The following is a 22778-nucleotide window of genomic DNA, read 5'->3' on the forward strand; positions in this document are numbered from 1 at the left end:
AGGGGCCGCGGTCTAAATCAGCGGGATCAACAGCAGACAGGGTCTGCTCGCGGAAGTCTGGATGTTAAACGAGCGCCTGGCGCACAACTTGCTGCGCCCAGTCGGAAGGTGCGCCGTCGCTCAGGGCGGCGGATGGCGGGTGCTGAGCACGGGCGCCTCGTCGATGCCGCGCTGGTGCGCCACCGACTCGCGCACCGCCGCGCGCGCCAGCAGGTGCGAGGCCACCGGCAAGGTGACCAGCAGGAACACAACGATCAGCAGCAGTCGGCGCACCCACTCCCACTCGGGCATGACAAGCATGGCGCCCACACACAACAACGCCAGCGCGAGCGTGCCCGCCTTGGTCGCTGCGTGCTGGCGCGCCAGCGCATCGGGCAGCTTGATGACCCCCCAAGCGGCGATCAGCAGCAACACCGCAGCGGCGAGGATCAGCACCGTGGCCAGGACAGTCATGGGCGGTCCTCCTGCGCATCGTCGGGATCGGCCTTCTGCACCAGGCGAGCCCAGCCGATGGTGCCGACAAAGCCCACCAGCGCCAGACCGATCGCCACATCAAGAAACACGGTGCGCGCGGTCAGCAGCGAGGCCGCCACCGCCAGTGCCACCCCGGCGGCCAGAAAGATGTCGAGCGCCACAATGCGGTCGGCGTGGGTGGGGCCGACCACGATGCGCACGCTGGCCAGCGCCAGCGCCAGCAGCGATGCAACCACCAGCGCGGTTGTTGCCCAGGCGATCATTCGGGCTCTCCAAACACCGCCACCAGTCCCGGCTCGAAGTCGGTGCGAATGCCGTCGAGCATCTCCTGCACCGCGGTCTCATCCAGCACGTGCAGCAGCAGCTCGTGGTGGTCCATGTCGATGTCCAGCGTGGTCGTGCCCGGCGTCAGCGACACCATGCAACCGAGGATGGCTGCACCTGTGGCACTCATCGGCGCAAACCGCACCCGCACAAAGGTGCCAGTGCGCGCCGGCGCGCCACCGGGCGCAGTCGCCAGGATCACCTGCACCGTCTGCAGGCCCGAGAGCACCACCGCTTTCAGGAAACGCAACAGAAGCACGAACAGCGCTCCGAGTTTGCCCAGCATGTTCACTGCCCTCCCAAGGTGGCGGCAGCCGCCTGCGCGTAGGCCACCAGGGCCTGCGGGTTGAGGCTGATCGCCAGTGTCACCGCCGCCAGACCCAGCGTGGCGATCCAGGCGGGTGCCACGCGGGCATGGGTCGGCAGCGTCCAGCTGGCATCGGGATGCGGCTTCCAGAACGCTTCCATCCAGATTTTCATCATCGAATACAGCGTAAGCACGCTGACCGCCAGCGCCACCGCTGTCCACACGATGCGGCCCTGGCCAATGGCCTCCTGCAGGATCATCAGCTTGGCCCAGAAACCCGAGAGAGGCGGAATGCCCACCAGCGAAAGCGCAGGCACCAGGAAAAGCAGCGCCAGCAGCGGCTTGGCCGCGTACAGACCGCCGATGCGCCGCAGGTCGTAGCTGCCGGTGTAGCGCCAGATGAGCGCGGCAATCAGGAACAGGTTGGCTTTCACCACGATGTGGTGCAGGGTGTAAAATAGCGTGGCCGCGTTACCGGCCTCGCTGGCCAGCGCGATGCCCAGCAGGATGTAACCGATCTGACTGATGATGTGGAAAGCGAGGATACGCCGCATGTCCCAGTGGTAAGCGGCGCCGAACACGCCAAACAGCATGGTGGCCGCCGCGATCCAGCCCAGGGCCTCCATCAGCACCGCCGGCGCTGGCGAAAACACATCTCCCGCCGTGCGCAGCACCGCGTAGACCCCGACCTTGGTCAGCAGGCCGGCAAACAGCGCCAGCACCGGCGCAGGGAGCGTGTGGTACGAGGCGGGCAGCCAAGCAAACAGCGGGAAAGCGCCCGCCTTGACCAGAAAGGCCAGCAGCAACGTGCCCAGCACCAGCACCGACAAGGCGCCCGGCATGCCGGGTGCGGCCTCGGCCAGCGCGCCGAAATTCAGGTGGCCAGTGACGGCGTACACCATGCCGACCGCCATCAGCAGCAACAGCGTGCCAACCAGATTCAGCACCAGGTATTTGAAGCTGCCGTCGAGCTGATCCAGCCGCCCACCGATGGCAAACAGGCCCACTGCGCAGATCAGCATCACCTCGAACCAGACGTATAGGTTGAACAAATCGGCGGTGACAAACGCACCCCCGACTCCGGCCAGCAGGCCGTGCAACAACGGCAGCAACAGGCCGTGGTGCTCGCCGGTGTCGGCATCGCTGGCCAGAAACAGCAGGCTGGCCAAGCCCATGAGGGCGGTGATCAGCACCAGCGAGGCGCCGGTGCGGTCGATGCGGAACTCGATGCCGTATGGCGCCGCCCAGCCACCAAAGGCCGCGCTCGGCACCGCACCCGTGGCAGCGATCTGCACCAGCCAGATTGCGCAGCCCAGGAACAGCAGCACACCGGCGTAGCTGATGGTGCGCTGCAGGCCAGCGCGTTCGCGCGCCAGCGTGGCCAACACCGCGGTGGTCAGCGGCACCAGCACCGGCGAGATCACGAGCGCGTTCATCGCCCCGCTCATGTGCGCTCTCCCCGCGCTATCGACGGGTGCACCGGCTCAAGCGCCGCGGGGGTGTAAGGGGGTTTCACAGGATCGTCGGGGCGCGGCTCGGCGTGGCGCAGCTGCTCGGCGTCGTCAGTGTCGGCCACCTGGATCAACCGCAACACCAGCACCAGCGCAAAGCAGATCAGCGCAAAGCCGATCACGATCGCGGTCAGCACCAACGCCTGCGGCAGCGCATTGCCCGCTTCACCCAGCACCTGCTCGCCCAGCGGCACGATGGCCGGCCGCGCCGAGCCAAGACGGCCCGCGGCAAACAGCACCAGATTGGCCGCCGCGCCCAGCACGCCCAGGCCGAGCACGCAACGGAACACGTCGCGCGACAGCGCCAGGTACACGCCTGCGGTGATGCAGACAAACACAGTCAGGGCCAGCAACCAGATCACGCGCCGCCATCCTTCCGTTCATCCAGACCCAGCAAACCCAGCGAATAACCCGCCAGACCGCCCCAGACGCAAAGGTAGACGCCCAGATCAAAGATCATCACGGTCGAGACCTTGAGCGAGGTGAAGCCCAGCGGCAGGCTGCCCCAGGCGTGGGTGAGAAAGTCTTGACCGTCCCAAAAAGCGTGCACACCGGACACCGCCGCCAACGCCACGCCCACGGCCGCCAGCCGGACCGAGTCGCCCAGCGGCAGGCGCCGCTCGGCCGCTTGCGAGCCATGCGCCACCGCCCACAACACGGTCGCGCTCACTGCCACCAGCCCGCCGATGAACCCGCCACCTGGCTCGTTGTGGCCGGTGAACAGCACCCAGACCGAAGCGGCCAGGATGATCCAGTACAGCGGCCGCGCCACTACCTCCAGAATGACCAGGCGATCGCGCATCACACCCCGCCTTTCGGTGTCGAGGTGCGCCGGGTGCGCAGGGCCTGCAGCAGCGGCCAGGCCGCCAGGAAGGACAGCATCACTACGGTGATCTCACCCAAGGTATCGAGCGCGCGGAAATCCACCAGGATCACGTTGACCACGTTGCGGCCAAACGCCTCGGGCACGCTGCGGGTGGCAAAAAAATCGGTCAGGCTGGTGTCGAAGGCGCCGGCCGTGGCCAGCAACAGCAAGGCAGTGAGCACCGTGCCGGCGAGAAGCGCCACCGCCAGCGCCAGCGGGCGCAGCGACGGCTCGGGCAGGCTGTTGCCGCGACCCTGGCGTTTGAGCCGGATCAGCACCGACGCCACCACGATCACAAACACCGTCTCCACCACGAACTGGGTGTAGGCCACATCGGGCGCGCCGGTGAAAAGGAACAGCACGCCGCAGCCAAAGCCCACCAGGCCGGTGGCCAGCAACAGGACCAACCGGTTGCGAACGCCACAGGCCAGCACGGCGCCGGCCATGATCAACAGACACGCGCCCACGAAGCCCACCGACGGCGCTTCCCAAGCAGGCCAGACCCACTGCCCCCAGCCCGCCAGCAGCAAAGTCAGCAAGGCCAGCGAGAGGCTGCTCACGGTCAGCAGCGTGTAGCTCGGCAGACTGCCGCCCTGAATCCAGCGTGTGGCGCCGGCCGCCAGTTGCGGAATGCCTTTGAGCGAGCGCTCGTAGACCGAGATCATGCCGAAGTGGCCGGTGAGCGCAGACAGGCGCTCGAAGAGCCGATGCAGCGGGTCCCAGAAAACGTAGATCAGGCCGCCGATCGCCAGCGTGACGGCCAGCGAACTCAAGGCCGGGCCCAGATCCAGAGCCAGGCTGAGCGCGGCCACCTGGGTGTCGGGGGTCATGGCAAGTGAGGCGTCTGAGATCAGGCCCTGAATCAGAAAAGGGAACACCCCCAAAGCCATGCCGATCAGGGCCAGCGCCAGAGGTGGACCCACCAGCGAGGGCCCACCTTCGTGGGCATCGGGCGGCGGTAGGTTTTCGCTGCGCGGTCGCCAGAAAATGCGGATCGCCGCCACACCGGCCACTGCCACCGCGATTGCACCGAACACGGTGTAGGCGGCCGTGGCAAAAGCAAACACATCGCCCGAGGCCTTGGCCTCCAGGATCAGGTCTTTGGCAATGTAACCAAACGACAGCGGCATGCCCGCCATCGATGCGCCCGCCAGCAAGGCGACCGCCGCCGTCCACGGCATGGCGTGACGCAGGCTGCCGAGCTTGTCGATCACGCGGGTGCCGGTGCCATGATCCACGTTGCCGGCCACAAAAAACAGAGGCGCCTTGTACAGAGCGTGTGCCAGCAACAAGGCCCCCACCGCCACCGTGGCGCCCTCGCCGCGCAGGCCGACCAGCATCACCAGCGTGCCCAGCGTGGCCACGGTCGACCAGGCCAGGATGCGCTTGAGGTCGCGCTCGCGCAGCGCCAGCGCCATGCCCCAGGCCGCGGTGATCGAACCCGCGCCTTTGAGCGCCCACTCCCACAGCGCCCATTCGCCAAACCCCGGGTCCAGCCGCGCGAGCAGGAACACGCCGAGCTTGACCATGGTGGCTGAATGCAGGTAAGCCGACACCGGTGTCGGCGCCGACATGGCGTTGGGCAGCCAGAAATGGAACGGGAACTGCGCACTCTTGGTGAAGGCCCCGACCAGGATCAGCACCAACGCGGTGGTGAGCTGAGGCGTCTGCTCCATCTCGGGCAGGCGCAGGACGATCTCGCTCATCGACCAGCTGCCCATGGCCTGACCCAGCACGATGAAACCCGCCAACAACACAAGACCGCCGGTGCCTGTGACCAGCAAAGCCTGCTGGGCCGACTTGCGGCTGTCGGGTTGCTCGTGGTTGAAGCCCACCAGCATGAACGAGGTCAGGCTGGTCATTTCCCAGAACAGGAACAGCACGATCAGGTTGTCGGCCGTGACGCAGCCGATCATGGCCACCATGAACAGGGACAGCAGGATGTAGAGCCGGTGTTGCTGGGGATGACCGGCCAAGTAGCCACCGGCGTACACGAACACCGCGCTGCCCACGCCGGTGATCATGAGCAACATGAGCGCTGACAGGCCATCGACATAAAACGAAAACTCCACGCCCAGCGCCGGCACCCAGGCCATGCTCCACTGCAGTGGCAGATCAAAACGCCACAGCAGCCAGATCAGCCCGAACAACGCCGTCACCGGCACCGCGATGAATGCGGAGCGGCCCGGCCAGCCAAGGCTGGTCGCGGATGCATCGAGTGAAAGGGCTTGAGCCATGAAATGATGGGTGGATGAAAGCCTGGCCAATGGCCTCAGGGTGAATCGCTGTGGTCCGAAAGCGCAAAGGCCATCATCATAGTGGTCCGATCAAAGGCTTTCGCTCAATCGGGCTGTTCGAGCCCGCGAGGGCCTCAGGGTCGCGGCGATGTCGCGGTGGAGGGCATGCGGCGCGCGAGCTGCGAGCCCGCTCCCACCATCGCTCCCACCGCCCAGAACACGCCGGCCACGCCGATCACCACGCCAGCCGAGCCGAACAGTAGCGGCATCACCACACTGGAGCCGTTGATGGCCAGCGCGCGCAGGCCCAGTGCCTCGCCGTGACGGTGCTTGGGCGTGATCTGGTGCAGCGTGCTCATGATCATGGGCTGCACCGAACCCAGCGCCACGCCGAGCAGGATGGACAGCACACCCATCGCCCAGGCGGCCTGCACCAGCGGGTAGACAGCAAACAGCAAGGCCGTGGCCACCATGGCCGACGCGATCACCACCGACTCACGCAGGTGCATGGCCAGCCAGGGCATGAGCAGGCGGATCGCGGTGGCCGCCAGCGCAAAGCCGCCGAGGATGGCGCCGATGGCCGAGGCGCTCAGGCTGCGCTCGTGACCCAGCACCGGCACCAGGAAGGTGTGCACATCCCAGCACGACGACAGCATCCAGTTGATGATCATCAGTCGGCGCAGATCGGGCTGCCGCAACAGGTTCCAGGCCGATCCGCTGCTGCCCGGCGCCTCGCTGTGCTGCGCAGGTATCTCGGTCAGCTGGCGCGCCCATAACCAGGCCAGCGACGGCAGCAAGGCCAGCAGCAGATAGGCCGCGCGAAAGCCCGAGGCGTCGATCAGCAGACCCGCAAGAAAAGGGCCGACAAAATTGGAGATCGACGGGCCGATCGCCAGCCAGCTGAACACCTGCTTGAGCTGGGTGCCGTCATGGGCGAGCTTGCCGGCGTGGCGCTGGACGGCCGTCATGGTCAGGCAGGTGGCCGCGCCGCTGGTGAGCGCGGTCACACACAGCACGCCAAACAACGGCCAGGCCAGCGACAGCAAAGCGCCGAACGTCGCGACCCCGATCGCCAGCTGCAGCGGGCGACGGATGCCGTGGCGGTCGGCCAGCCGCCCCGCAGGCAGCGCCAGGATCACCTGCGCCAGCGCGAAGAGCGCCAGCAGCATGCCCACCGCGGCGGCGCTGTGGCCTTCGCGCAGCGCCATCAGCGGCGCGGCCATGCGAAAGCCCGTCATGCAGGCGTGCAGACAGACTTGCGCAGCAATCAGCCGCGCCAGCTCAGTGCGCGGCAGTGGACTCAAACCTCACCGGCGGCAGGATCGCGATCGCTCGGGTCCAGCGGCAGCAAGGCGCTGGCCTGGTCTTGCGGCAAAGCTTCGACCGTCTTGAGCGCACGCCCCATGGCGCGGCTGCGGGTCTCGGCCGCGTCGATGGTATTGAGCACCGTCTGGGTCTGGTTCTTCACCCGGGCCAGCACATCACCAAACTTGCCGAACTCGGTCTTCACCGCGCCCAGCACCTGCCAGACCTCGCTGCTGCGCTTCTCCAGCGCCAGCGTGCGAAAGCCCATCTGCAGCGAGTTCAGCATGGCCATGAGCGTGGTTGGCCCGGCCAGGGTCACACGGTGCTCGCGCTGCAACACCTCCATCAGGCCCGGGCGGCGCAGTACCTCGGCGTACAAGCCCTCGGTAGGCAGGAAGAGGATGGCGAAGTCGGTGGTGTGCGGCGGCTCGAGGTACTTCTCGGCCATCGACTTGGCTTCCAGTCGGATGCGCTGCTCCAGGCCGCGCGCAGCGGCCTCGGCACCTTCGGCATCGGCGCGCTGCTGGGCATCGAGCAGGCGCTCGTAGTCCTCGTTGGGAAACTTGGCGTCGATCGGCAGCCAGCACGGCGCGCCGTCATCGCCCCGCCCCGGTAGGCGGATCGCGAAGTCGACCACGTTGCGGCCGCCGGGCCGGGTGGCGACCTGGGTTGCATATTGGTCGGGCGCAAACACCTGTTCGAGCAAGGCACCGAGCTGGGCCTCGCCAAACATGCCGCGCGTTTTGACATTGGTCAGCAGGTGCTTCAAATCACCCACACCCTGCGCCAGGGTCTGCATCTCGCCCAGTCCCTTGTGAACCTGCTCCAGCCGGTCCGCCACCTGCTTGAAGCTTTCGCCAAGGCGCGCCTGCAGCGTGCTCTGGAGCTTTTCATCCACCGTCGCGCGCATCTCGTCGAGCTTGGCGGCATTGCTCTGCTGAAGCTGTGCCAGCTGCCCGTCGAGCGTGGTGCGAACCTCGGCCAGACGGCGCGCGTTGCTCTCGCTCATGTCCTGCAGCTGCCGAATCAGGGTGTCGGACAAGGAGGTGCGCAATTGCACCAGTTGTTGGGCAAAGGCATCGATCTGTGCGTTCTGCGTGCGCGTGGCCTCAGCGGCCTGCTGCCCCATGCCCAGGCTGATGGCCTGCAGCTGCTGGGTCAGGGTGTCGCCCAGCGTGCCGCGCAGCTGCATCAGCTGCTGAGAAAAAGCATCCAGCTGGGTGTTCTGCGTGCGCGCGGCTTCGGCGCTCTGGCGCGAAACCGCTTCCTGAAACCCGCTGAGCGTCTGCTGGATTTCCTGCCGGCCACCGCGCGCGTTGTCACCGATCTCGCGCCGCAGCTCGGCCTCGACATGCTCCACGCGCTGTGCGATCTGCTGGTTCTGGCTTTGCAACAACTGGCGGTGCGCCAGCTCATCAGCGCCAGCGGCACGCGGGCGCAGCAGCAGCCACAGCAACAGCACGAGGTTGAGCGCGACGCCGACCAGCAGGGCCCAGATCAGCGTCTCGGTGGTCATGCCCGGATCACGTCGGGGTTGAGCGGCGTGAGCGCACGGCCCTCGGTCAGGTAAGCGATCACGTTGTCGGCCGCCAGCTGGGCCATGGCCCGGCGCGTGGCCAGGGTGGCGCTGGCGATGTGGGGCGTGAGCACCACGTTGGGCACGGTGAGCAGGTCAGGATGCACCTTGGGCTCGCCCTCGAACACATCCAGACCCGCGGCCGCGATGCGGCGATCGCGCAAGGCAGCGGCCAGTGCGGCGTCATCCACGATGCCGCCGCGTGCGATGTTGACCAGCGTGGCCGTGGGTTTCATGCGCGCGATCTCGGCTGCACCAATGGCGTGGTGCGATTCGGCGCTGTAGGGCAGCACCAGGATCAGGTGGTCGGCCTGCTGCAGCAGCTGGTCCCTGCTCACATAGCGCGCGCGCAGCTCGGTTTCGATGCCTGCATCCAGCCGCGAGCGGTTGTGATAGATCACCTTCATGCCAAAGCCCAGCGCGCCGCGGCGCGCAATCGCCTGGCCGATGCGACCCATGCCCAGGATCCCGAGCGTGCTGCCATGCACATCGGCGCCGGCAAACATGTCCAGCGCCCACTTGTTCCATTGACCCGCGCGCAAAAAATGCTCGCTCTCGGTCAGCCGACGGGCGGTGGCCATGATGAGCGCAAAACCGAAGTCGGCGGTGGTCTCGGTGAGCACGTCGGGCGTGTTGGTGCCGAGCACACCGGCGGCCGTCATGGCGGGCACGTCGAAGTTGTTGAAACCGACCGCGATGTTGGCCGCGATCCGCAACTGCGGGCAGGCCGCCAGCAGGGCCGCGTCGACCCGCTCGCTGCCGGTGGTGAGCACACCCACCTTGCCTTGCAGGCGCTGCGTCAGCTCGTCGGGGGTGAGTGCCACGTCATCGTCATTGGTATCGACTTCGAAGTGCTGGCGCAGTGCGTCGATCACCTCGGGGAAGACGGCGCGGGCGACGAGGATCGCGGGCTTGGCGGTGGCTGCCATGGCGCTCAGACCGCCAACAGGTCGACTTCGAACAGCAGCGTGGCATTGGGCGGAATCACGCCGCCGGCGCCGCGCGCGCCGTAACCCAACGCGGCCGGAATGACCAGGCGGCGGGTGCCGCCCACGGCCATGCCTTGCACGCCCTCGTCCCAGCCCTTGATGACGTGACCGGCGCCCAGCGGGAATTCAAACGGCTGGCCGCGGTCTTTGCTGGAATCGAACTTGGCGCCCTGCACGCCGTCGTTGAACAGCCAGCCGGTGTAGTGCACCTGCACCGGCCGGCCGGCCTGGGCGACCTCGCCGTTGCCCACCGTGGTGTCTTCGTATTGCAGGCCGCTGGGGGTGGTGATCATGGTGGTGTCCTCGTGTTGAGTCGTTGAAAGAAAGGATGGATTATTCCAGCCACTGGGTGAAGCTGGCCAAGGGCTCGCGCGGCGTGTGAAAACCGTTGACCTTGTCGTCAGGGTCGGCAAAGCCCAACGCCATGCCGCAGACCAGCATCTCGCTGTCGCCGGCACCGATGTGCGGCAGGATGATCTTGGCAAAACCGTTCCAGGCGGCCTGCGGGCAGGTGTGCAGACCGTGGCCGCGCGCCGCGACCATGAGGTTTTCGAGGAACATGCCGTAGTCCACCAGCGAGCCTCGGCCCATGACCTTGTCGAGCGTGAACATCATCCCCACCGGCGCATCGAAGAAGCGGAAGTTGCGCTGGTGCTGGGCGTGCATCTTGTCCTTGTCGCCCTTGGTGATGCCCAGCAGGCCGTACAGGCTCCAGCCGTTTTCGCGCCGGCGGTCGATGTAGGGGCTGACCCACTGCTCAGGGTAGTAGTCGTAGGCCTCGCGGTATTCGCCGGCGAGCGACGGGTCGGCTCGCAGCGCATCGTGCGCGGCGCAAACCTTGTCCGCCAGGCCGTCGCGGCTGGCACCTTGCAGCACGTACACCTTCCACGGCTGGGTGTTGGTGCCCGAAGGCGCGCGGCTGGCCAGGGTCAGCAGGTGCTCGACGGTGGAGCGCGGCACGGGCTTGGGCAGGAAGGCGCGCGCCGACATGCGGGTGTTGATGGCGGCGTCCACGCTGGCGGCGTCGATCACGGGCAGTGGGGTCAGGTTCTGGCTCAAAGCAAGGTCTCCAGGGTGTTCTTCAAGGATTCGGGCAGAGGCACCGGGCGTTGGGTCGCGCGGTCGACATACACATGCACAAAGTGGCCGCAGGCGGCTGTGGTGGCGCTGCCTTCGGCGAAAAGACCCACCTCGTAGCGCACGCTGGAGCGGCCCAGCTGGGTGACCCGCAGGCCAGCCTGCACGGTCTGGGGAAAGGCCACCGGCGCGAAGTAGTTGCACTGGGTTTCCACCACCAGGCCAATCACCGCGCCCTGGTGAATGTCCAATGCGCCCTGCTCGATCAGGTGGGCGTTGACCGCCGTGTCGAACCAGCTGTAATAGACGACGTTGTTGACGTGGCCGTAAACATCGTTGTCCATCCAGCGAGTGCCGATGTCGCGAAACACGCGGTAGTGGCTGCGAGGCCGGGCTTGCGGGCGCCCCGCGGAGGAAACTTCACTCATGGCCGGTCATTGTGCCAGCGGCCTCAGTGGGCACCTGTCGCGGAGCCGCCTGCCATCGCTGCCAGCGCGCGTGGTACTCCAGCGCCACGGCGTAGGTGTTCACCTGCACCTGTACCGTAGCTTCCAGGTCGGTGCCGTAGCCGCCAGCCATGCAAAACACCAGCGGCACGCGCCGCTGCCAGGCCCAATCCATCACGCGCCGGTCGCGCGCCTCCAGGCCGTCGAAGCTGATCTTCAGGCGCCCCAGCCGGTCGCCTTCATGCGGATCGGCCCCGGCGAGGTAGATCACCAGCCCGGGATCAAAGCGCTGCTCCAGCTCTTCAAGAGCGCGCTCCAGCGCGTCCAGGTACTCGACATCACCACACCCATCGGGTAGCTCCACATCCAGATCGCTAGGCTCCTTGCGAAACGGGAAATTGCGCGCGCCATGCAGCGACAGCGTGAACACGGACTCGTCGCTGGCAAAGATGCGTGCCGTGCCGTTGCCCTGGTGCACATCGAGGTCGATGATGGCCACCCGGAGAAGGCCGGCCGCGCGGTGTTGGCGCGCGTGCTCGGCCTGCAACAGGCGGGTCGTCACCGCCGCGTCGTTGAACACACAGAAGCCGCTGCCCTTGTCGGCGTAGGCGTGGTGGGTGCCACCAGCCAGGTTGGCGGCCAGCCCATCACCGCCCAGGGCGCGGCGACCCGCCAGCAACGTGGCGCCAACCGAGCGGCGCGCCCGCTCGGCCATGGCCGGGCTCCAGGGAAAACCGATTTCGCGCTGGGCGGCAGGGCTCAGCGTGCCTTCGGCAACGGCGCGGATGTAGTCAGGCGTGTGCACCAGCGCCAGCTCGCCATTGGTGGCCGGCAGGGCTTCTTGCAAGGTCACGCCGGGCAGCTCGGCCGCCAGGCGCTGGCGCAAACGGCCGTACTTGGCCATCGGAAAGCGGTGCCCCGTGGGCAAGGGCAGGATGAAATGGTCGGCGTAGTAAGCGTGCACAGCAGAGAGCAGAAACGGGCTGACCCGATTGTGGCGGCGGCATGAAAGCCAGCCGGTATCCCCAGGATTTAGGAGCGACCGTCTAATATGTTGCGTTGCAGCAAAAAAGGCCTTGCAAACCCGCGGGTAATCCCTATAATTTGAGATATGTTGCAGCGCAGCAAAGCGAACGAGAACAACAGCGTCGAGACAGCGCGGGTTCGGGAGCAGCTCTCAACTAGGTTCTTTTTACCTCGTCTGAACATTCAATATTTGGAGTACCACCATGCTGACCGCTGAACAAATCGTCGCCGCCCAGAAAGCCAACATCGAAACCATCTTCGGCCTGACCCAGAAGGCTTTCGAAGGCGTCGAAAAGCTGGTTGAACTCAACGTGCAAGCCACCAAGGCCGCCATGTCCGAGTCCGCCAACAACGCCCAAGCCATGCTGAGCGTGAAAGATGCTCAGGAATTGCTGACCCTGCAAGCCGCCCTGATGCAGCCCCTGGCCGAAAAGACCGTGGCCTACAGCCGTCACCTGTACGACATCGCCTCGGGCACCGGCGCCGAGTTCACCAAGGCCGCTGAAGCCCAGTCGGCTGATGCCCAGAAGAAATTCATGGCTGTGGTCGACAACGCCGCCAAGAATGCGCCCGCGGGCTCCGAGACCGCTGTGACCATGATGAAGAGCGCCGTATCGGCTGCCAACAACGCCATGGAATCGGTGCAGAAGGCTGTCAAGCAAGCCACCGAAATGGCCGAGTCCAACTTCAACACCGTGACCACCCAGGCCACCAGCGCTGTCAAGGCCTCTTCCAAGAAGCGTTGAATTGCGGCGGGAACGCCCCGCTCATGACCGCTTTGCCTCCCGGTGACACGGTCACACTGCAAATATCGGGCATCGACCAGCCACAGAGCCGTCGATGACCCCAACCGGTTTTTCTGGTTGTCTCCTCGGGTCCTTTTCGACATTGGATGTCATCGGATCCCTTAAGCCCTCACCGCAAAGTGGGGGCTTTTTTTGTGCCCATGATTTGTGCGCGTTGCTCCGGGCTCATGGCTGGCGCAGTTTGGCCAGCTCTGCCTTGAGGCGCGGCATGGCCGCCTGCATGGCCACGCGACCGGCCTCGATGGAGCGCTGGCGCGAGGCAAAGTCGGCACTGCCCACGCCGCTGAGCGCCGGTCGCACCACCACCTCGGCACCCGCCAGCTCGAAGCGGTTGATGCTCTGGCCCATGATGGCGGTGGTTTGCAGCAGCAGGCCCAGCATGCCGCTGGCATCGTTGCCCTGCGGATCAGCCGAAATGTCGACCGCCAGCACCACCTCCGCCCCCATGGCCCGCGCCTGGCCCACCGGCACCGGGGCCACCAGCCCACCATCGACATACTCGCGGCCAGCAATCTGCACCGGCGCGAACACGCCAGGCACAGCGCTGGAGGCGCGCACCGCTTGGGCGGCGTCACCGCGGCGAAACAGCACACCTTGCCCGTTACCCAGGTCGGTAGCCAGCACGCCCAGCGGCAACCTCATGTCCTGCAGCAAGCGTCCGCCCACAGCCTGACGCACGTAGCGAGCCAGTGCGTCGCCCCGCAACATGCCGCGGCTGAGGATGGGGAGCATCCAGTCCGTCAGCGTCGCTTCGTCCATGCTGAGCGCGGCACGCTCCAGCGCGGCGGCGTCCATGCCACTGGCGTACAGGGCCGCCACCAGGCTGCCAGCCGAGGTACCCACCACCAAGTCGGGGCGAATCCCATTTCGCTCCAGTTCCTGGATCACCCCAACATGGGCAAAAGCGCGCGCTGCGCCACCACCCAACACCAGACCCAGACGGGGTGCCCTGCGCACCGGCTCGATCACGGCCGGCGGCGTGACCACGGGCGGAATGACCGGGGGTGGTTCGGTCTGGGTGGGCAGCAGGGAGCAGCCCGAGAGCAGAACCAGCAACGCGATGTGGATCCAGATCCAAATTTGTTTATTGAGAACTATTCGCATTTATGTTAGCATCCATTCCGAGTTCAACGCGGCGTTGTCTAAGCCTTGGTGGCTGAGGCAACACGGTCTTTTCAACCCGAAAGTCACCATGCCATCCTTTTTCGATTCCCAGGCCCCGTCCATCGCCCGCCTCCCAATCATGGCCGCGCTGGTCCTGTGCAGTGCCCTGCCCGCTCTGGCCCAGGACAAGGTTCTCAACCTGTACTCGGCCCGGCACTACCAGACCGACGAGGTGATGTACGACACCTTCACAAAAACCACCGGCATCAAGATCAACCGAGTGGATGCCGACGACGCCGGCATTGTGGCCCGCTTGCGTGCCGAAGGTGCGGCCTCCCCAGCCGATGTGATCCTGATGGTGGACGCAGCGCGCATTGCCTCGGCAGACGCGCTCGGCCTGTTCCAGCCCATCAAGTCGGCCAAGCTGGACGCGGCCATCCCGGCCAACCTGCGCGCCAATGCCTCTGCAGACGGCGTGACCTGGACCGGCTTTTCCACCCGCGCCCGGGTCATCGTCTACGACCCCAAGCGGGTCAAAGCCGAAGACGTGGCGACCTACGAACAGCTGGCCGACCCCAAGCTCAAAGGATTGCTGTGCACGCGTTCCGGCTCACACCCCTACAACCTGTCGCTGTTCTCCACCGTGATCGAGCGCCTGGGTGACGTCAAAGGCGAAGCCTGGTTGCAGGGCCTGGTGAACAACATGGCGCGCGCTCCCAAGGGCGGTGACACCGACCAGATCAAGGCGGTGGCGTCGGGCGAATGCGGCGTGGCCATCACCAACACCTACTACGCCGCCCGCCTGCTCAAGTCGGACAAGGCCGAAGACCAGGCCGTGATGGGCAAGGTGCGGGTGGTGTTCCCCAACCAGGGCACCAGCGGCACCCACGTCAACATCGCTGGCGCGGCCGTGGCCAAACACGCCAAGCATCGAGACAACGCCATCACCTTCATGGAGTTCCTGGCCAGCCCGTTTGCGCAGGACTACTTCGCGAACGGCAACAACGAGTTTCCGGCGGCCAAGGGCGTGAAGATTGACAACCCGGCGCTGCGCGCCATGGGCGGCGACGGCTTCAAGGCCGAGACCATCCCCCTGAGTGTGGTGGCCAAGAACATGACCAAGGTGCAGCAGATGCTGGACCGCGTCGGGTACAGGTGACCCCCCCTGCGCCGGGGCACGAGAGCCCACCCCCGCGCCGCCTGCGGCGTCACCCCCTCCAGGGGGGGCGGCACTGGCGGCCCGGCAGAGCCGGTTCCGCGGTTCCCTGAGCCAACTTCCCTTCCGGCGTGGCGTGCCTGTTCTCAGGATGCGGTGGAACCGGCTTTGCCGGGCCACTTGCATTGCCTCCTTGAGGGTGGGACGGCCCGAGCAACGGGCCGGCGCGGGGATGGGTCAGGCGTCCAGCCGCTTGCGCGCCCGGTGCAGGCGCACAAACAGGCTGTCCTGGCTGATACCCAGGCGCTCGCACACCACATCAGTTGGTTCGTCGTTGAGCACGCGCCATTCCATCACTTCACGCAACCCATCGGGCAACTGTTGAATGCGGGCCATCACCAGGGCCAGCCGTTCGCGCTGCTCGGCCAGGTCATCAGGCCTTGGCGCGCCGCAAACCTGCTGGTTGTTGGATTCGCCACTTTCGTCTTCATCACTGTCAAGGGCGCTGTAGCGCACGCGGTCGCGGATCAGGTCGACCAGCTTGTTCTTGAGGATGCCGACCAGCCAGCTTCGCAGCGCGCTGCGCCCGCCAAACCGGGCACGGCCGCCGAGCACGACTTCAAACACGTCGTGCACCACGTCTTCGGCCAGTGCCGGGTCGTGCAGCTTGCGCCGTGCAAAGCGCACCAGGTAATCGCGGTGCTCCAGCACCTCGTGCCAGCACAGGCCGCAGGTCGGGGAAGGAGAAAGCAGTGCGGCTGAGGTCATGGCGGGGTCCGTGTCGGGTGGCGATGGGTCCACTGTGCAGGCCGGGCATCACAGCCACCTCGCATAACCTCACATTTGCATCACATCGCGCCCGGGTTCGGCGTAAGAATGGAGCGTGAACCCCGACCTAAGCCCATGACCGAGCCCAAACGCATCCTGGTGGCCGAAGACCAGACCGACATCCGGGACCTGCTGGTGCTCAACCTGCGCGCGGCCGGTTATGCGGTGAGCGAGACCCGCGATGGTCTGTCGGCACTGGCCTTGCAGACCGAGGCGCCCTGCGATGTGCTGGTGCTCGACCTCATGATGCCGGGCCTGGACGGGTTGGAGCTGTGCAAGACGCTGCGTGGGCGCGGCGACACCACGCCCATCCTCATGCTCACCGCCAAATCCACCGAGCTCGATCGCGTCCTGGGTCTGGAGCTGGGCGCAGACGACTACCTCACCAAGCCGTTTTCGCTCGCCGAGCTGATGGCGCGCATCAAGGTCCTGCTGCGCCGTGCCGATCAGCTGCGTGCTGCGCTGGCAGCACAGGCCGCGCCCAGCGACGCGGGCGCGGCGCTGGTCAACGGCGAGCTGGAGATCCAGCCCATCAAGCGCCAGGCCCGGGTGCGCGGCCGGGCGCTCGACTTCACCGCGCTGGAATTCGATCTGCTGATGCACTTCGCGCAGCACCCGGGTCATGTGTATTCGCGCAGCCAGCTGCTGAGCGCGGTCTGGGGCTACAGCCACGACGGCTATGAGCACACCGTAACCACCCACATCAACCGCCTGCGCGCCAAGCTGGAAGACGACCCGCTCAGGCCGGAGTTCATCCTCACGGTGCGCGGCGCGGGCTACAAGATGCGCGAGCGCCCGGGCGCCGGCACATGACGGTCCGCGCCAAGATCGCCCTCACGATCCTGTTCACCGGTCTGCTGACCGCGCTCGGCGTGGTGCTGGCGTTGGTGCTCGCTTACGAGCGGTTTGAGCACGAGTCGAGCTACTACCGGGCCGACGCCTTCCTCAAACGGGTGACCGAACAGCACAGCGACCTGCTGGGCATGAAGGCGCGCTTCGGCGAGGACTTTGACAGCTTCCTGGCCAATCTGGTGCTCTACGAGCCCGACACCCAGCTCTACCTTCTGGACCCGCAAGGCCGGGTGCTCAGCTCCACCGGCCAGACGCCACTGGCGGCCGATTTCCGGGTCAACATGGGACCGGTGATGCTGGCCTCGGGCAAGGAACCCATGCCCTACGTGCTGGGCGACAACCCCGAGCGCATGGACGCACGGGTGGTGGTGGCGGCGCGCGCGCTCAAACCGATGTCGATCGCCCCCGACCCGCCGGTGGCCGGCTACCTCTACCTGGTGAGCCGCCCGCGCGGTTTCACTGCAAGCCGCAGCGCTGCGCTGCACAGTGCGCTGTCGCAACCGTTTGTGCTGCTGATGCTGGCGGTGGTGGCCTTGTCCACCGGGCTGGCAGCCTGGATCACCGCCACCGTCACGCGCCCGCTGACCCGCCTCACCGCCTCGGTCAGCCGCATCCGCGACGAAGGTTTGCAAGACAAGGTACCCCTCGCCGCCAACGACGCCGACGCTCCCTGGAACCTGCCCGATGCACGCGACCAGCACAACGAGTTTGGCCAGCTCTCGCGTGGCATCGGCGCCATGTTGCAGACCCTGCGTCAGCAATGGAGCACGCTGCGCCGCCTCGACCACTTCCGCCGCGAAGGCGTGAGCAACCTGTCGCACGACCTGCGCTCACCGCTCACTGCCACCAGCGCCTGCCTGGAAACACTGGACAACCGGTGGCAGGGCGATCCAGCCCGCGACGCCGACCGCGAACTGGTGGCGGTGGCGCTGCGCAACACGCACAACGCAGCGCGCCTGGTGCAAAGCATGGGCGATCTGGCGCGGCTAGACGAGCCGGCGTTTGAGCTGAAAACCGAGGTACTGGACCTGGGCGAGCTGCTCGACGACGTGATGATCCGCTTTGCCGAGCGGGCGCGTCAGCTGGGCGTGACGCTGTCCACCAGCAACCCAACGGGGCAGTCCCACAGCGCCGCCCTGGCGCGGGTGGATGTGCAGCTGATCGAGCGAGCGGTGGCCAACCTGATCGACAACGCGCTCAAGTACGGAGGCGCGGGCGGCGCGATCGCACTGCGTGCGCAGCGGGTCGATGGCCCCGACGGTGCGCAGGCTCTGGTCACGGTGAGCGACCGCGGGCCAGGCATTGCAGCCGACGACCTGCCCCACCTCTTCGACCGCTTCTACCAGTGCCGCCGCCAAGTTGCGCCCGCCACTGGCGAGGGCGGCAAGGGCCTGGGCCTGGCCATCGTGAAGCGCATTGCTGAACTGCATGGCGGCCAGCTGTCAGTAAGCAGCACGCCGGGCACGGGCACGGTGGTGACGCTGGCGCTGCCAGCCGCCTGAGTTCGACAAGCGCGTCGGTGATAATTGACGTTTACGTCAACGTCAATTCCGACACATTCCCCGAAGGAGCATCCCATGGACATTCAAGGCAAGGTATTCATCGTCACCGGCGGCGCATCGGGTCTGGGCGAAGGCACGGCGCGCATGCTCGCAGCCAACGGGGCGAAGGTGGTCATCGCCGACATGCAGGCCGACAAGGGCGAAGCGGTGGCCAAGGAAATTGGCGGTGCTTTCGTGAAATGCGATGTCAGTCAGGAGGCCGATGGACAGGCGGTGGTGGCCAAAGCCGTCGCCATGGGCAAGCTCATGGGCCTGATCAACTGCGCCGGCATCGCTCCGGCCGAGAAAACCGTGGGCAAGAACGGCGCGCATTCGCTGTCGGTCTACACCAAGACCATCATGGTCAACCTGGTCGGCAGCTTCAACATGATCCGCCTAGCGGCCGACGCCATGTGCAAGAACGAGCCCGAGGCCACTGGCGAGCGCGGCGTGATGATCTCCACTGCCAGCGTGGCGGCCTACGACGGCCAGATTGGCCAGGCAGCCTATGCAGCCAGCAAGGGCGGCATCGTCGGCATGACGCTGCCGATCGCGCGCGACCTCTCGCGCAACGGCATCCGCAACATGACGATCGCCCCCGGCATCTTCGGCACGCCCATGCTTTTTGGCATGCCGCAAGAGGTGCAGGACGCGCTCGCCGCCAGCGTGCCCTTCCCCAGCCGCCTGGGCACGCCAACCGACTACGCCAAACTCGCCCAGCACATCATCGAAAACGACATGCTCAATGGTGAGGTGATTCGCCTGGACGGCGCGATCCGCCTGGCGCCTCGCTGATCAGACACCCTGAGCCGCCAGCTTCTGCAAGTTGGCCATGGCCGGCATGGCGGCAGCGCGGATCCGACCGAGCACCGCCAGCTTTTCGGTGTCGTCTGGCGAGGTCGCCGCGATCACCTTGCCGAAGCCGTCAAGCCGGCAGTCGCGGATCCAGCGACTGAGCGCCTTGTCCTGACCCCAGCGAAACTGGTTGGCCATGTTGGCCATGTTGCAGTGGAGGTACTGCTGCAGCTTGTGGGGGAACGGCACCGTGGCGCACAGCGCATTCTTGGTCGCGTCGTCCGGGTAGTGCGCTTCCACGTAGGCGATCAGCGCGGCACTGAATGCCGGCTGCGGCGCACGCACCAGCTGCGGCACAATGCGGTCGCCCTGAAAGATCGGGCTGCCCGGTCGGGGCTCTACCGCCGAGGCGGTGCAGTCGATGTAGAGCGTGCGAGGCGGCATGTCGACCCTGCCCTGGTCCAGCGCGAGACCCTGGCCATCGATGGCCTGGACACGGCCCATGCGGATCACCTGGGTGATGCGGCGCAAAGTCTCGATCTCGCCGGTGGACATGGTGGCGAAGTGGAACATGCTGGGGTGCACCGAGCGGTCAATGCGCATCATGATGCCGGCGGCTTCCAGCCGTTCAAACAGATCGTCCAGCGAGCTCGCTGCGGCAAACGCTTCCATCTGTGCGGCCTGGCCGCCCAGGGTCTCCTGGAAGAACTCCAGCCCGGGCTGGACGTGCAGCCGATTGAGTAACCAGGAGTCTCGAGGCACTACCCAGTGGATGCTCTCGGGTCTGGCACCGCTGCCCAGCAGCCACACGCCCACGTCCATCGCCGTCTTGCCCGCGCCCACAATCACGAATTGTTGGGGGCGCTGTGCAGCCGGCTTCATCCACAGCTGAGGCAAGGCATTGGGCGGCACCAGGTCCACGCCGTCGGCCACCGCGAAGCGCGGGGTGTGGGTGGCGGGCACCGAGGTGCCGAAGAAGGTGGCGTCCACCGTCTTGCGGGCCACGCGCACCTGGGTTTCTTCGCCCGACAGCATCGACACAAAACGGCCCCCGCCCAGGTAGTCACTCATGGGGTGGTAGCTCACCCGGCCGCTGGGCAGCAGGCGCTGGCGCATGACCGCGTCGAAATAGCCGCTGACCTCGGGGCCAGAGGCCAGCTCGTACAGCCCCTGGTTGACGCCGACGGCGTCCTTGCGGTTGCTGCCCAGCGGCAGCGAGTTCACGCCGTAAAACGCCGAGGGCTGGTGCAAAGCCACAAAGGCGTAGGCATCGTTCCAGTGGCCACCGGGCTTGCCGTGGCGGTCGACGATGGTGATGCGGGCGTCGGTTTCCTGCAGCAAGGTGTCGGCAAACGCCAGACCGACAGCGCCGCTGCCGACGACCAGGTAATCGGTTTCCAGGGTGTTCAAGCGGATCTCCGGTGGACTGTTTCGCCACCGGGCGAATGCAGCAGCGGCCAGTATCGCAGCCTCACACCGGCTGGTCCGAGCTTTCAGAAACGCTCAAGAAGTCCCCTGTTTGTGCCTCTTTCCACACAAACGGCCTTTCACGGGTTGGGAAAAGTAGGCCAAACGACCCCAGTTGCAACACAATTTTTCTACCACCTCCGGGCCACACGAGCCCGCTGCCAACGACCCGGGTGGTCGCCACCGCAACCGAGTGCCAACCACTCCCGATGTGGTGTCAAGGGCTAACCGCCAGCCTGGGACCGGTTTGCTGGCCGGGTGTGCTCGTTGAGGGCATGCCATTGGGTCGTGGAGTGACCGCAGGGCTCCCCTCCGGAATAGAAAGAAATCTGTCAGATGGAACGCATCAGGTACGCAATTGAAAAGGCCAGGGAGGCCGCCACTCAGCGCCGGCTGGGGCAAGCGCCCAGCGAAACGGAAGACGCGGCGCCCTGGGCGGCTGCGATGACGCCAAAAGCCTCGTCCGGACCGGAAGCGCTGGCGCCAGATGGCCCCGGCCAACGACGGAGCTGGCCCACCATGCTCTTGCTGGGCTTGGGCGCGATGATCGCTGGATGGGCATTGTGGTCAACCCAGCAGGCTGCACCAGCGCCCGCCACCTCTTTGGCGAGCGCCGCGTCGCCGGCCGTGGCCCCCGCACCCAGCCCAAACGCTCAGCCAGTCCCCGCAGCGCCGCTTGAGGCCGACACACTGGTACAAGCGCCCGCCCCCAGCCCCGTGCAAGCCGCCGTCAGCGCTCCAGAGCCGATCAAGGCGCCGGAGGTCCCGCTGGAGGATCAGGTCACCCGCGCGGTGGAGTCCTGGCGCCAGGACTGGGCCGCCCGCAACATGATGGCCTACCTGGATCACTACGGCGAGGCGTTCACCCCTGCAGACGGCGCGTCTCGCCGGGACTGGATCGCCAGCCGCTACCGCAACGTGGGCGGGCGCACGTCCATCGAGGTGCAGATCAAGGATCTGCAGGTCCTTCCCCTGGAGGACGACCGGGTGCGGGTGCGCTTTTTGCAGGACTACGTCTCGGGCCATTACCGCGAGACCGCGCAGCCCAAGACGCTCGAACTCGTGCGTGGACCCGATGACCGCTGGCGCATCGTAGGCGAGTGGCAGGGCAAGGCACCGGCGCTCGCCGTGGTAGGCAAGTCCTGACCACCGATTGCTGCACAAAATACTACTTTCAGCTTCCATTGCCAGGCCGAGTGCGGCACACTTGAACCACAGGGGTGAATACCGGCCCGCTGTCCCGTTCGACCCAGTCGATCCGTCCATCATCAGGAGAAAAAATGTCTGACTACCTCGCCGATGTCCGCAAGTACGCCCCCCAGGCCAGCGAAACCGCTGTCAATGCCATCGTCAAGTACTGCGGGATCGCCCTGCGCAATGCCGATTCATCGCTGGTCTCGGGCACCGACCCGAAAGAACTGGCCACGGTGCGCGACGGTTTCGCCGCCAAGAAGCTGGGCCTGTCGGCCGAAGCCGCTGACGCCGGCATTGCGCGCGTGGCGGAGAAGATGAAAGGTGTGAACCGCAAGAGTCGCGTCACCTTCTACTACCTGCTGGCCGAGGCCACTGGCTCGCTGGCCAAGCTTGGCTAAGCGCCTCAGGCAATTCTGAAAAACCGGTCAAATGACCGGTTTTTTCATGGGCCTCTGTTTCCGCGGGTGCTGCCGTGCTCCCCCCGCACTCAGCCGCGACAGGCCAGCACGTAAGGCGAGCTGTTTCCCTCGGCATCCAGCAAGGGCATGAGCTTGAGCGCCAGGATTTTGAGCAACTGCACCGGCAGTCCACTGGTGAAGTCGTAGTTGTCGGCGTTCTCACCCGGCACAAATGTGTTGATTCATCAGCACAACTGAGCCCGTGATCGGCTGCGAGGCTCGCTGCATCTTTCTGCGGCCAGTCGGCGATCCTGAGCAGGTCATCTGTGAAGCGAAGCGCCGACCAATGTCACCGATGGGGCTGGCCTGCACTGACAGATCCGAGTTCGGCGCGACTCCAACACACTCACCCGCCAGTCCATACACCGAATCTCAAATAGCAGGGGCGGCGGCGACCATAGGGCTGGGCCCCCGCGCAGATCAAGAGGCAATCACTCAAA

25 protein-coding genes are annotated in these 22778 nt (G+C 66.1%); 7 read left to right on the forward strand and 18 right to left on the reverse strand.

Features of this window, described 5'->3' with window-relative positions:
- Positions 1-120: 120 nt before the first annotated feature.
- The 14 genes from mnhG to GPT34_RS04930 form a co-directional block, all read right to left on the reverse strand.
- Entirely contained in the window at positions 121-453 is a 333-nt protein-coding gene (gene mnhG, locus GPT34_RS04865) for a monovalent cation/H(+) antiporter subunit G (protein ID WP_291010126.1), read from the reverse strand.
- Positions 450-737, reverse strand: coding sequence for a monovalent cation/H+ antiporter complex subunit F (locus GPT34_RS04870; RefSeq protein ID WP_291010127.1), 288 nt, complete (start codon positions 735-737; stop codon positions 450-452). The genes mnhG and GPT34_RS04870 overlap by 4 nt, the downstream gene beginning before the upstream one ends.
- Entirely contained in the window at positions 734-1084 is a 351-nt protein-coding gene (locus GPT34_RS04875) for a Na+/H+ antiporter subunit E (RefSeq protein WP_291010128.1), read from the reverse strand. Before GPT34_RS04875 ends, GPT34_RS04870 begins: the two co-directional genes overlap by 4 nt.
- A gap of 2 nt (positions 1085-1086) precedes the next feature.
- Positions 1087-2541, reverse strand: a complete 1455-nt coding sequence (locus GPT34_RS04880) for a proton-conducting transporter membrane subunit (RefSeq protein ID WP_291010129.1) — start codon at positions 2539-2541, stop codon at positions 1087-1089.
- An 8-nt stretch (positions 2542-2549) separates the two neighbouring features.
- Complete coding sequence (locus GPT34_RS04885; RefSeq protein ID WP_291010130.1) at positions 2550-2978, reverse strand: NADH-quinone oxidoreductase subunit K; 429 nt, start codon at positions 2976-2978, stop codon at positions 2550-2552.
- A complete protein-coding gene (locus GPT34_RS04890) occupies positions 2975-3418 on the reverse strand; it encodes an MnhB domain-containing protein (protein WP_291010131.1) in 444 nt (147 codons plus the stop codon). Before GPT34_RS04890 ends, GPT34_RS04885 begins: the two co-directional genes overlap by 4 nt.
- Positions 3418-5718, reverse strand: a complete 2301-nt coding sequence (gene mbhE / locus GPT34_RS04895) for a hydrogen gas-evolving membrane-bound hydrogenase subunit E (RefSeq protein ID WP_291010132.1) — start codon at positions 5716-5718, stop codon at positions 3418-3420. The genes GPT34_RS04890 and mbhE overlap by 1 nt, the downstream gene beginning before the upstream one ends.
- A 134-nt stretch (positions 5719-5852) precedes the next feature.
- Entirely contained in the window at positions 5853-7022 is a 1170-nt protein-coding gene (locus tag GPT34_RS04900) for an MFS transporter (protein ID WP_291010133.1), read from the reverse strand.
- Positions 7019-8539 carry a DNA recombination protein RmuC gene (rmuC, locus tag GPT34_RS04905; protein ID WP_291010134.1) on the reverse strand — a complete coding sequence of 507 codons (1521 nt, stop codon included), beginning with the start codon at positions 8537-8539 and terminating at the stop codon, positions 7019-7021. The genes GPT34_RS04900 and rmuC overlap by 4 nt, the downstream gene beginning before the upstream one ends.
- Positions 8536-9528, reverse strand: coding sequence for a D-glycerate dehydrogenase (locus GPT34_RS04910; protein WP_291010135.1), 993 nt, complete (start codon positions 9526-9528; stop codon positions 8536-8538). The genes rmuC and GPT34_RS04910 overlap by 4 nt, the downstream gene beginning before the upstream one ends.
- A gap of 5 nt (positions 9529-9533) precedes the next feature.
- Complete coding sequence (locus tag GPT34_RS04915; RefSeq protein WP_291010136.1) at positions 9534-9881, reverse strand: FKBP-type peptidyl-prolyl cis-trans isomerase; 348 nt, start codon at positions 9879-9881, stop codon at positions 9534-9536.
- 40 nt (positions 9882-9921) lie between these two features.
- Positions 9922-10578: a nitroreductase gene (locus GPT34_RS04920; RefSeq protein ID WP_291010207.1), complete on the reverse strand. Its 657-nt coding sequence runs from the start codon at positions 10576-10578 to the stop codon at positions 9922-9924.
- A gap of 65 nt (positions 10579-10643) precedes the next feature.
- Positions 10644-11093 carry a thioesterase family protein gene (locus GPT34_RS04925; protein ID WP_291010137.1) on the reverse strand — a complete coding sequence of 150 codons (450 nt, stop codon included), beginning with the start codon at positions 11091-11093 and terminating at the stop codon, positions 10644-10646.
- Entirely contained in the window at positions 11086-12075 is a 990-nt protein-coding gene (locus GPT34_RS04930; protein WP_291010138.1) for a histone deacetylase, read from the reverse strand. The genes GPT34_RS04925 and GPT34_RS04930 overlap by 8 nt, the downstream gene beginning before the upstream one ends.
- A 265-nt stretch (positions 12076-12340) precedes the next feature.
- Here GPT34_RS04930 and phaP point away from each other — a divergent pair, with 265 nt between their 5' ends.
- Positions 12341-12883, forward strand: coding sequence for a TIGR01841 family phasin (phaP, locus tag GPT34_RS04935; protein ID WP_291010139.1), 543 nt, complete (start codon positions 12341-12343; stop codon positions 12881-12883).
- 225 nt (positions 12884-13108) lie between these two features.
- On the opposite strand, the gene GPT34_RS04940 is transcribed toward phaP, so the two are convergent.
- Positions 13109-14005 (reverse strand): patatin-like phospholipase family protein, encoded by an 897-nt coding sequence (locus GPT34_RS04940; RefSeq protein WP_291010208.1) that lies wholly within the window; start codon positions 14003-14005, stop codon positions 13109-13111.
- A 181-nt stretch (positions 14006-14186) separates the two neighbouring features.
- On the opposite strand from GPT34_RS04940, the gene GPT34_RS04945 reads away from it, so the two are divergent.
- A complete protein-coding gene (locus tag GPT34_RS04945; protein WP_291010140.1) occupies positions 14187-15206 on the forward strand; it encodes an extracellular solute-binding protein in 1020 nt (339 codons plus the stop codon).
- A gap of 234 nt (positions 15207-15440) precedes the next feature.
- Here GPT34_RS04945 and GPT34_RS04950 read toward each other — a convergent pair whose 3' ends face one another.
- Positions 15441-15971 carry a sigma-70 family RNA polymerase sigma factor gene (locus GPT34_RS04950; RefSeq protein WP_291010141.1) on the reverse strand — a complete coding sequence of 177 codons (531 nt, stop codon included), beginning with the start codon at positions 15969-15971 and terminating at the stop codon, positions 15441-15443.
- Between the two features lie 135 nt (positions 15972-16106).
- On the opposite strand from GPT34_RS04950, the gene GPT34_RS04955 reads away from it, so the two are divergent.
- The 3 genes from GPT34_RS04955 to GPT34_RS04965 all read left to right on the forward strand — a co-directional run bounded on the left by GPT34_RS04955 (position 16107) and on the right by GPT34_RS04965 (position 19219).
- The gene (locus GPT34_RS04955; RefSeq protein ID WP_291010142.1) at positions 16107-16844 is read left to right on the forward strand and encodes a response regulator transcription factor; all 738 of its coding nucleotides are present in this window, start codon (positions 16107-16109) and stop codon (positions 16842-16844) included.
- On the forward strand, positions 16841-18385 hold the full coding sequence (locus tag GPT34_RS04960; RefSeq protein WP_291010143.1) for a HAMP domain-containing sensor histidine kinase: 1545 nt from the start codon (positions 16841-16843) through the stop codon (positions 18383-18385). The genes GPT34_RS04955 and GPT34_RS04960 overlap by 4 nt, the downstream gene beginning before the upstream one ends.
- A 75-nt stretch (positions 18386-18460) precedes the next feature.
- Positions 18461-19219, forward strand: a complete 759-nt coding sequence (locus GPT34_RS04965) for a 3-hydroxyacyl-CoA dehydrogenase (RefSeq protein ID WP_291010144.1) — start codon at positions 18461-18463, stop codon at positions 19217-19219.
- Here GPT34_RS04965 and GPT34_RS04970 read toward each other — a convergent pair whose 3' ends face one another.
- Positions 19220-20629 (reverse strand): NAD(P)-binding protein, encoded by a 1410-nt coding sequence (locus GPT34_RS04970; protein ID WP_291010145.1) that lies wholly within the window; start codon positions 20627-20629, stop codon positions 19220-19222.
- 774 nt (positions 20630-21403) lie between these two features.
- Here GPT34_RS04970 and GPT34_RS04975 point away from each other — a divergent pair.
- Both GPT34_RS04975 and GPT34_RS04980 read left to right on the forward strand, forming a co-directional pair.
- On the forward strand, positions 21404-21832 hold the full coding sequence (locus GPT34_RS04975; protein ID WP_291010146.1) for a hypothetical protein: 429 nt from the start codon (positions 21404-21406) through the stop codon (positions 21830-21832).
- 134 nt (positions 21833-21966) lie between these two features.
- Complete coding sequence (locus GPT34_RS04980) at positions 21967-22278, forward strand: DUF2853 family protein (protein ID WP_291010147.1); 312 nt, start codon at positions 21967-21969, stop codon at positions 22276-22278.
- An 89-nt stretch (positions 22279-22367) separates the two neighbouring features.
- Here the strand turns inward: GPT34_RS04980 and GPT34_RS04985 are convergent, their stop codons facing one another.
- Positions 22368-22508, reverse strand: coding sequence for a hypothetical protein (locus tag GPT34_RS04985; protein WP_291010148.1), 141 nt, complete (start codon positions 22506-22508; stop codon positions 22368-22370).
- Positions 22509-22778: the final 270 nt, after the last annotated feature.

Origin of the sequence: Hydrogenophaga sp. (genome assembly GCF_011390835.1) — a bacterium.
In the GTDB taxonomy this organism is placed as follows: Bacteria; Pseudomonadota; Gammaproteobacteria; order Burkholderiales; family Burkholderiaceae_C; genus Hydrogenophaga.

Excerpts from the sequence above, each read along its gene's own strand:
- mnhG (WP_291010126.1), bottom strand. The coding sequence starts at position 453 with ATGACTGTCCTGGCCACGGTGCTGATCCTCGCCGCTGCGGTGTTGCTG.
- GPT34_RS04870 (WP_291010127.1), bottom strand. The coding sequence starts at position 737 with ATGATCGCCTGGGCAACAACCGCGCTGGTGGTTGCATCGCTGCTGGCG.
- GPT34_RS04875 (WP_291010128.1), bottom strand. The coding sequence starts at position 1,084 with ATGCTGGGCAAACTCGGAGCGCTGTTCGTGCTTCTGTTGCGTTTCCTG.
- GPT34_RS04880 (WP_291010129.1), bottom strand. The coding sequence starts at position 2,541 with ATGAACGCGCTCGTGATCTCGCCGGTGCTGGTGCCGCTGACCACCGCG.
- GPT34_RS04890 (WP_291010131.1), bottom strand. The coding sequence starts at position 3,418 with ATGCGCGATCGCCTGGTCATTCTGGAGGTAGTGGCGCGGCCGCTGTAC.
- mbhE (WP_291010132.1), bottom strand. The coding sequence starts at position 5,718 with ATGGCTCAAGCCCTTTCACTCGATGCATCCGCGACCAGCCTTGGCTGG.
- rmuC (WP_291010134.1), bottom strand. The coding sequence starts at position 8,539 with ATGACCACCGAGACGCTGATCTGGGCCCTGCTGGTCGGCGTCGCGCTC.
- GPT34_RS04910 (WP_291010135.1), bottom strand. The coding sequence starts at position 9,528 with ATGGCAGCCACCGCCAAGCCCGCGATCCTCGTCGCCCGCGCCGTCTTC.
- GPT34_RS04915 (WP_291010136.1), bottom strand. The coding sequence starts at position 9,881 with ATGATCACCACCCCCAGCGGCCTGCAATACGAAGACACCACGGTGGGC.
- GPT34_RS04920 (WP_291010207.1), bottom strand. The coding sequence starts at position 10,578 with ATGTCGGCGCGCGCCTTCCTGCCCAAGCCCGTGCCGCGCTCCACCGTC.
- GPT34_RS04925 (WP_291010137.1), bottom strand. The coding sequence starts at position 11,093 with ATGAGTGAAGTTTCCTCCGCGGGGCGCCCGCAAGCCCGGCCTCGCAGC.
- phaP (WP_291010139.1), top strand. The coding sequence starts at position 12,341 with ATGCTGACCGCTGAACAAATCGTCGCCGCCCAGAAAGCCAACATCGAA.
- GPT34_RS04945 (WP_291010140.1), top strand. The coding sequence starts at position 14,187 with ATGGCCGCGCTGGTCCTGTGCAGTGCCCTGCCCGCTCTGGCCCAGGAC.
- GPT34_RS04950 (WP_291010141.1), bottom strand. The coding sequence starts at position 15,971 with ATGACCTCAGCCGCACTGCTTTCTCCTTCCCCGACCTGCGGCCTGTGC.
- GPT34_RS04955 (WP_291010142.1), top strand. The coding sequence starts at position 16,107 with ATGACCGAGCCCAAACGCATCCTGGTGGCCGAAGACCAGACCGACATC.
- GPT34_RS04960 (WP_291010143.1), top strand. The coding sequence starts at position 16,841 with ATGACGGTCCGCGCCAAGATCGCCCTCACGATCCTGTTCACCGGTCTG.
- GPT34_RS04965 (WP_291010144.1), top strand. The coding sequence starts at position 18,461 with ATGGACATTCAAGGCAAGGTATTCATCGTCACCGGCGGCGCATCGGGT.
- GPT34_RS04980 (WP_291010147.1), top strand. The coding sequence starts at position 21,967 with ATGTCTGACTACCTCGCCGATGTCCGCAAGTACGCCCCCCAGGCCAGC.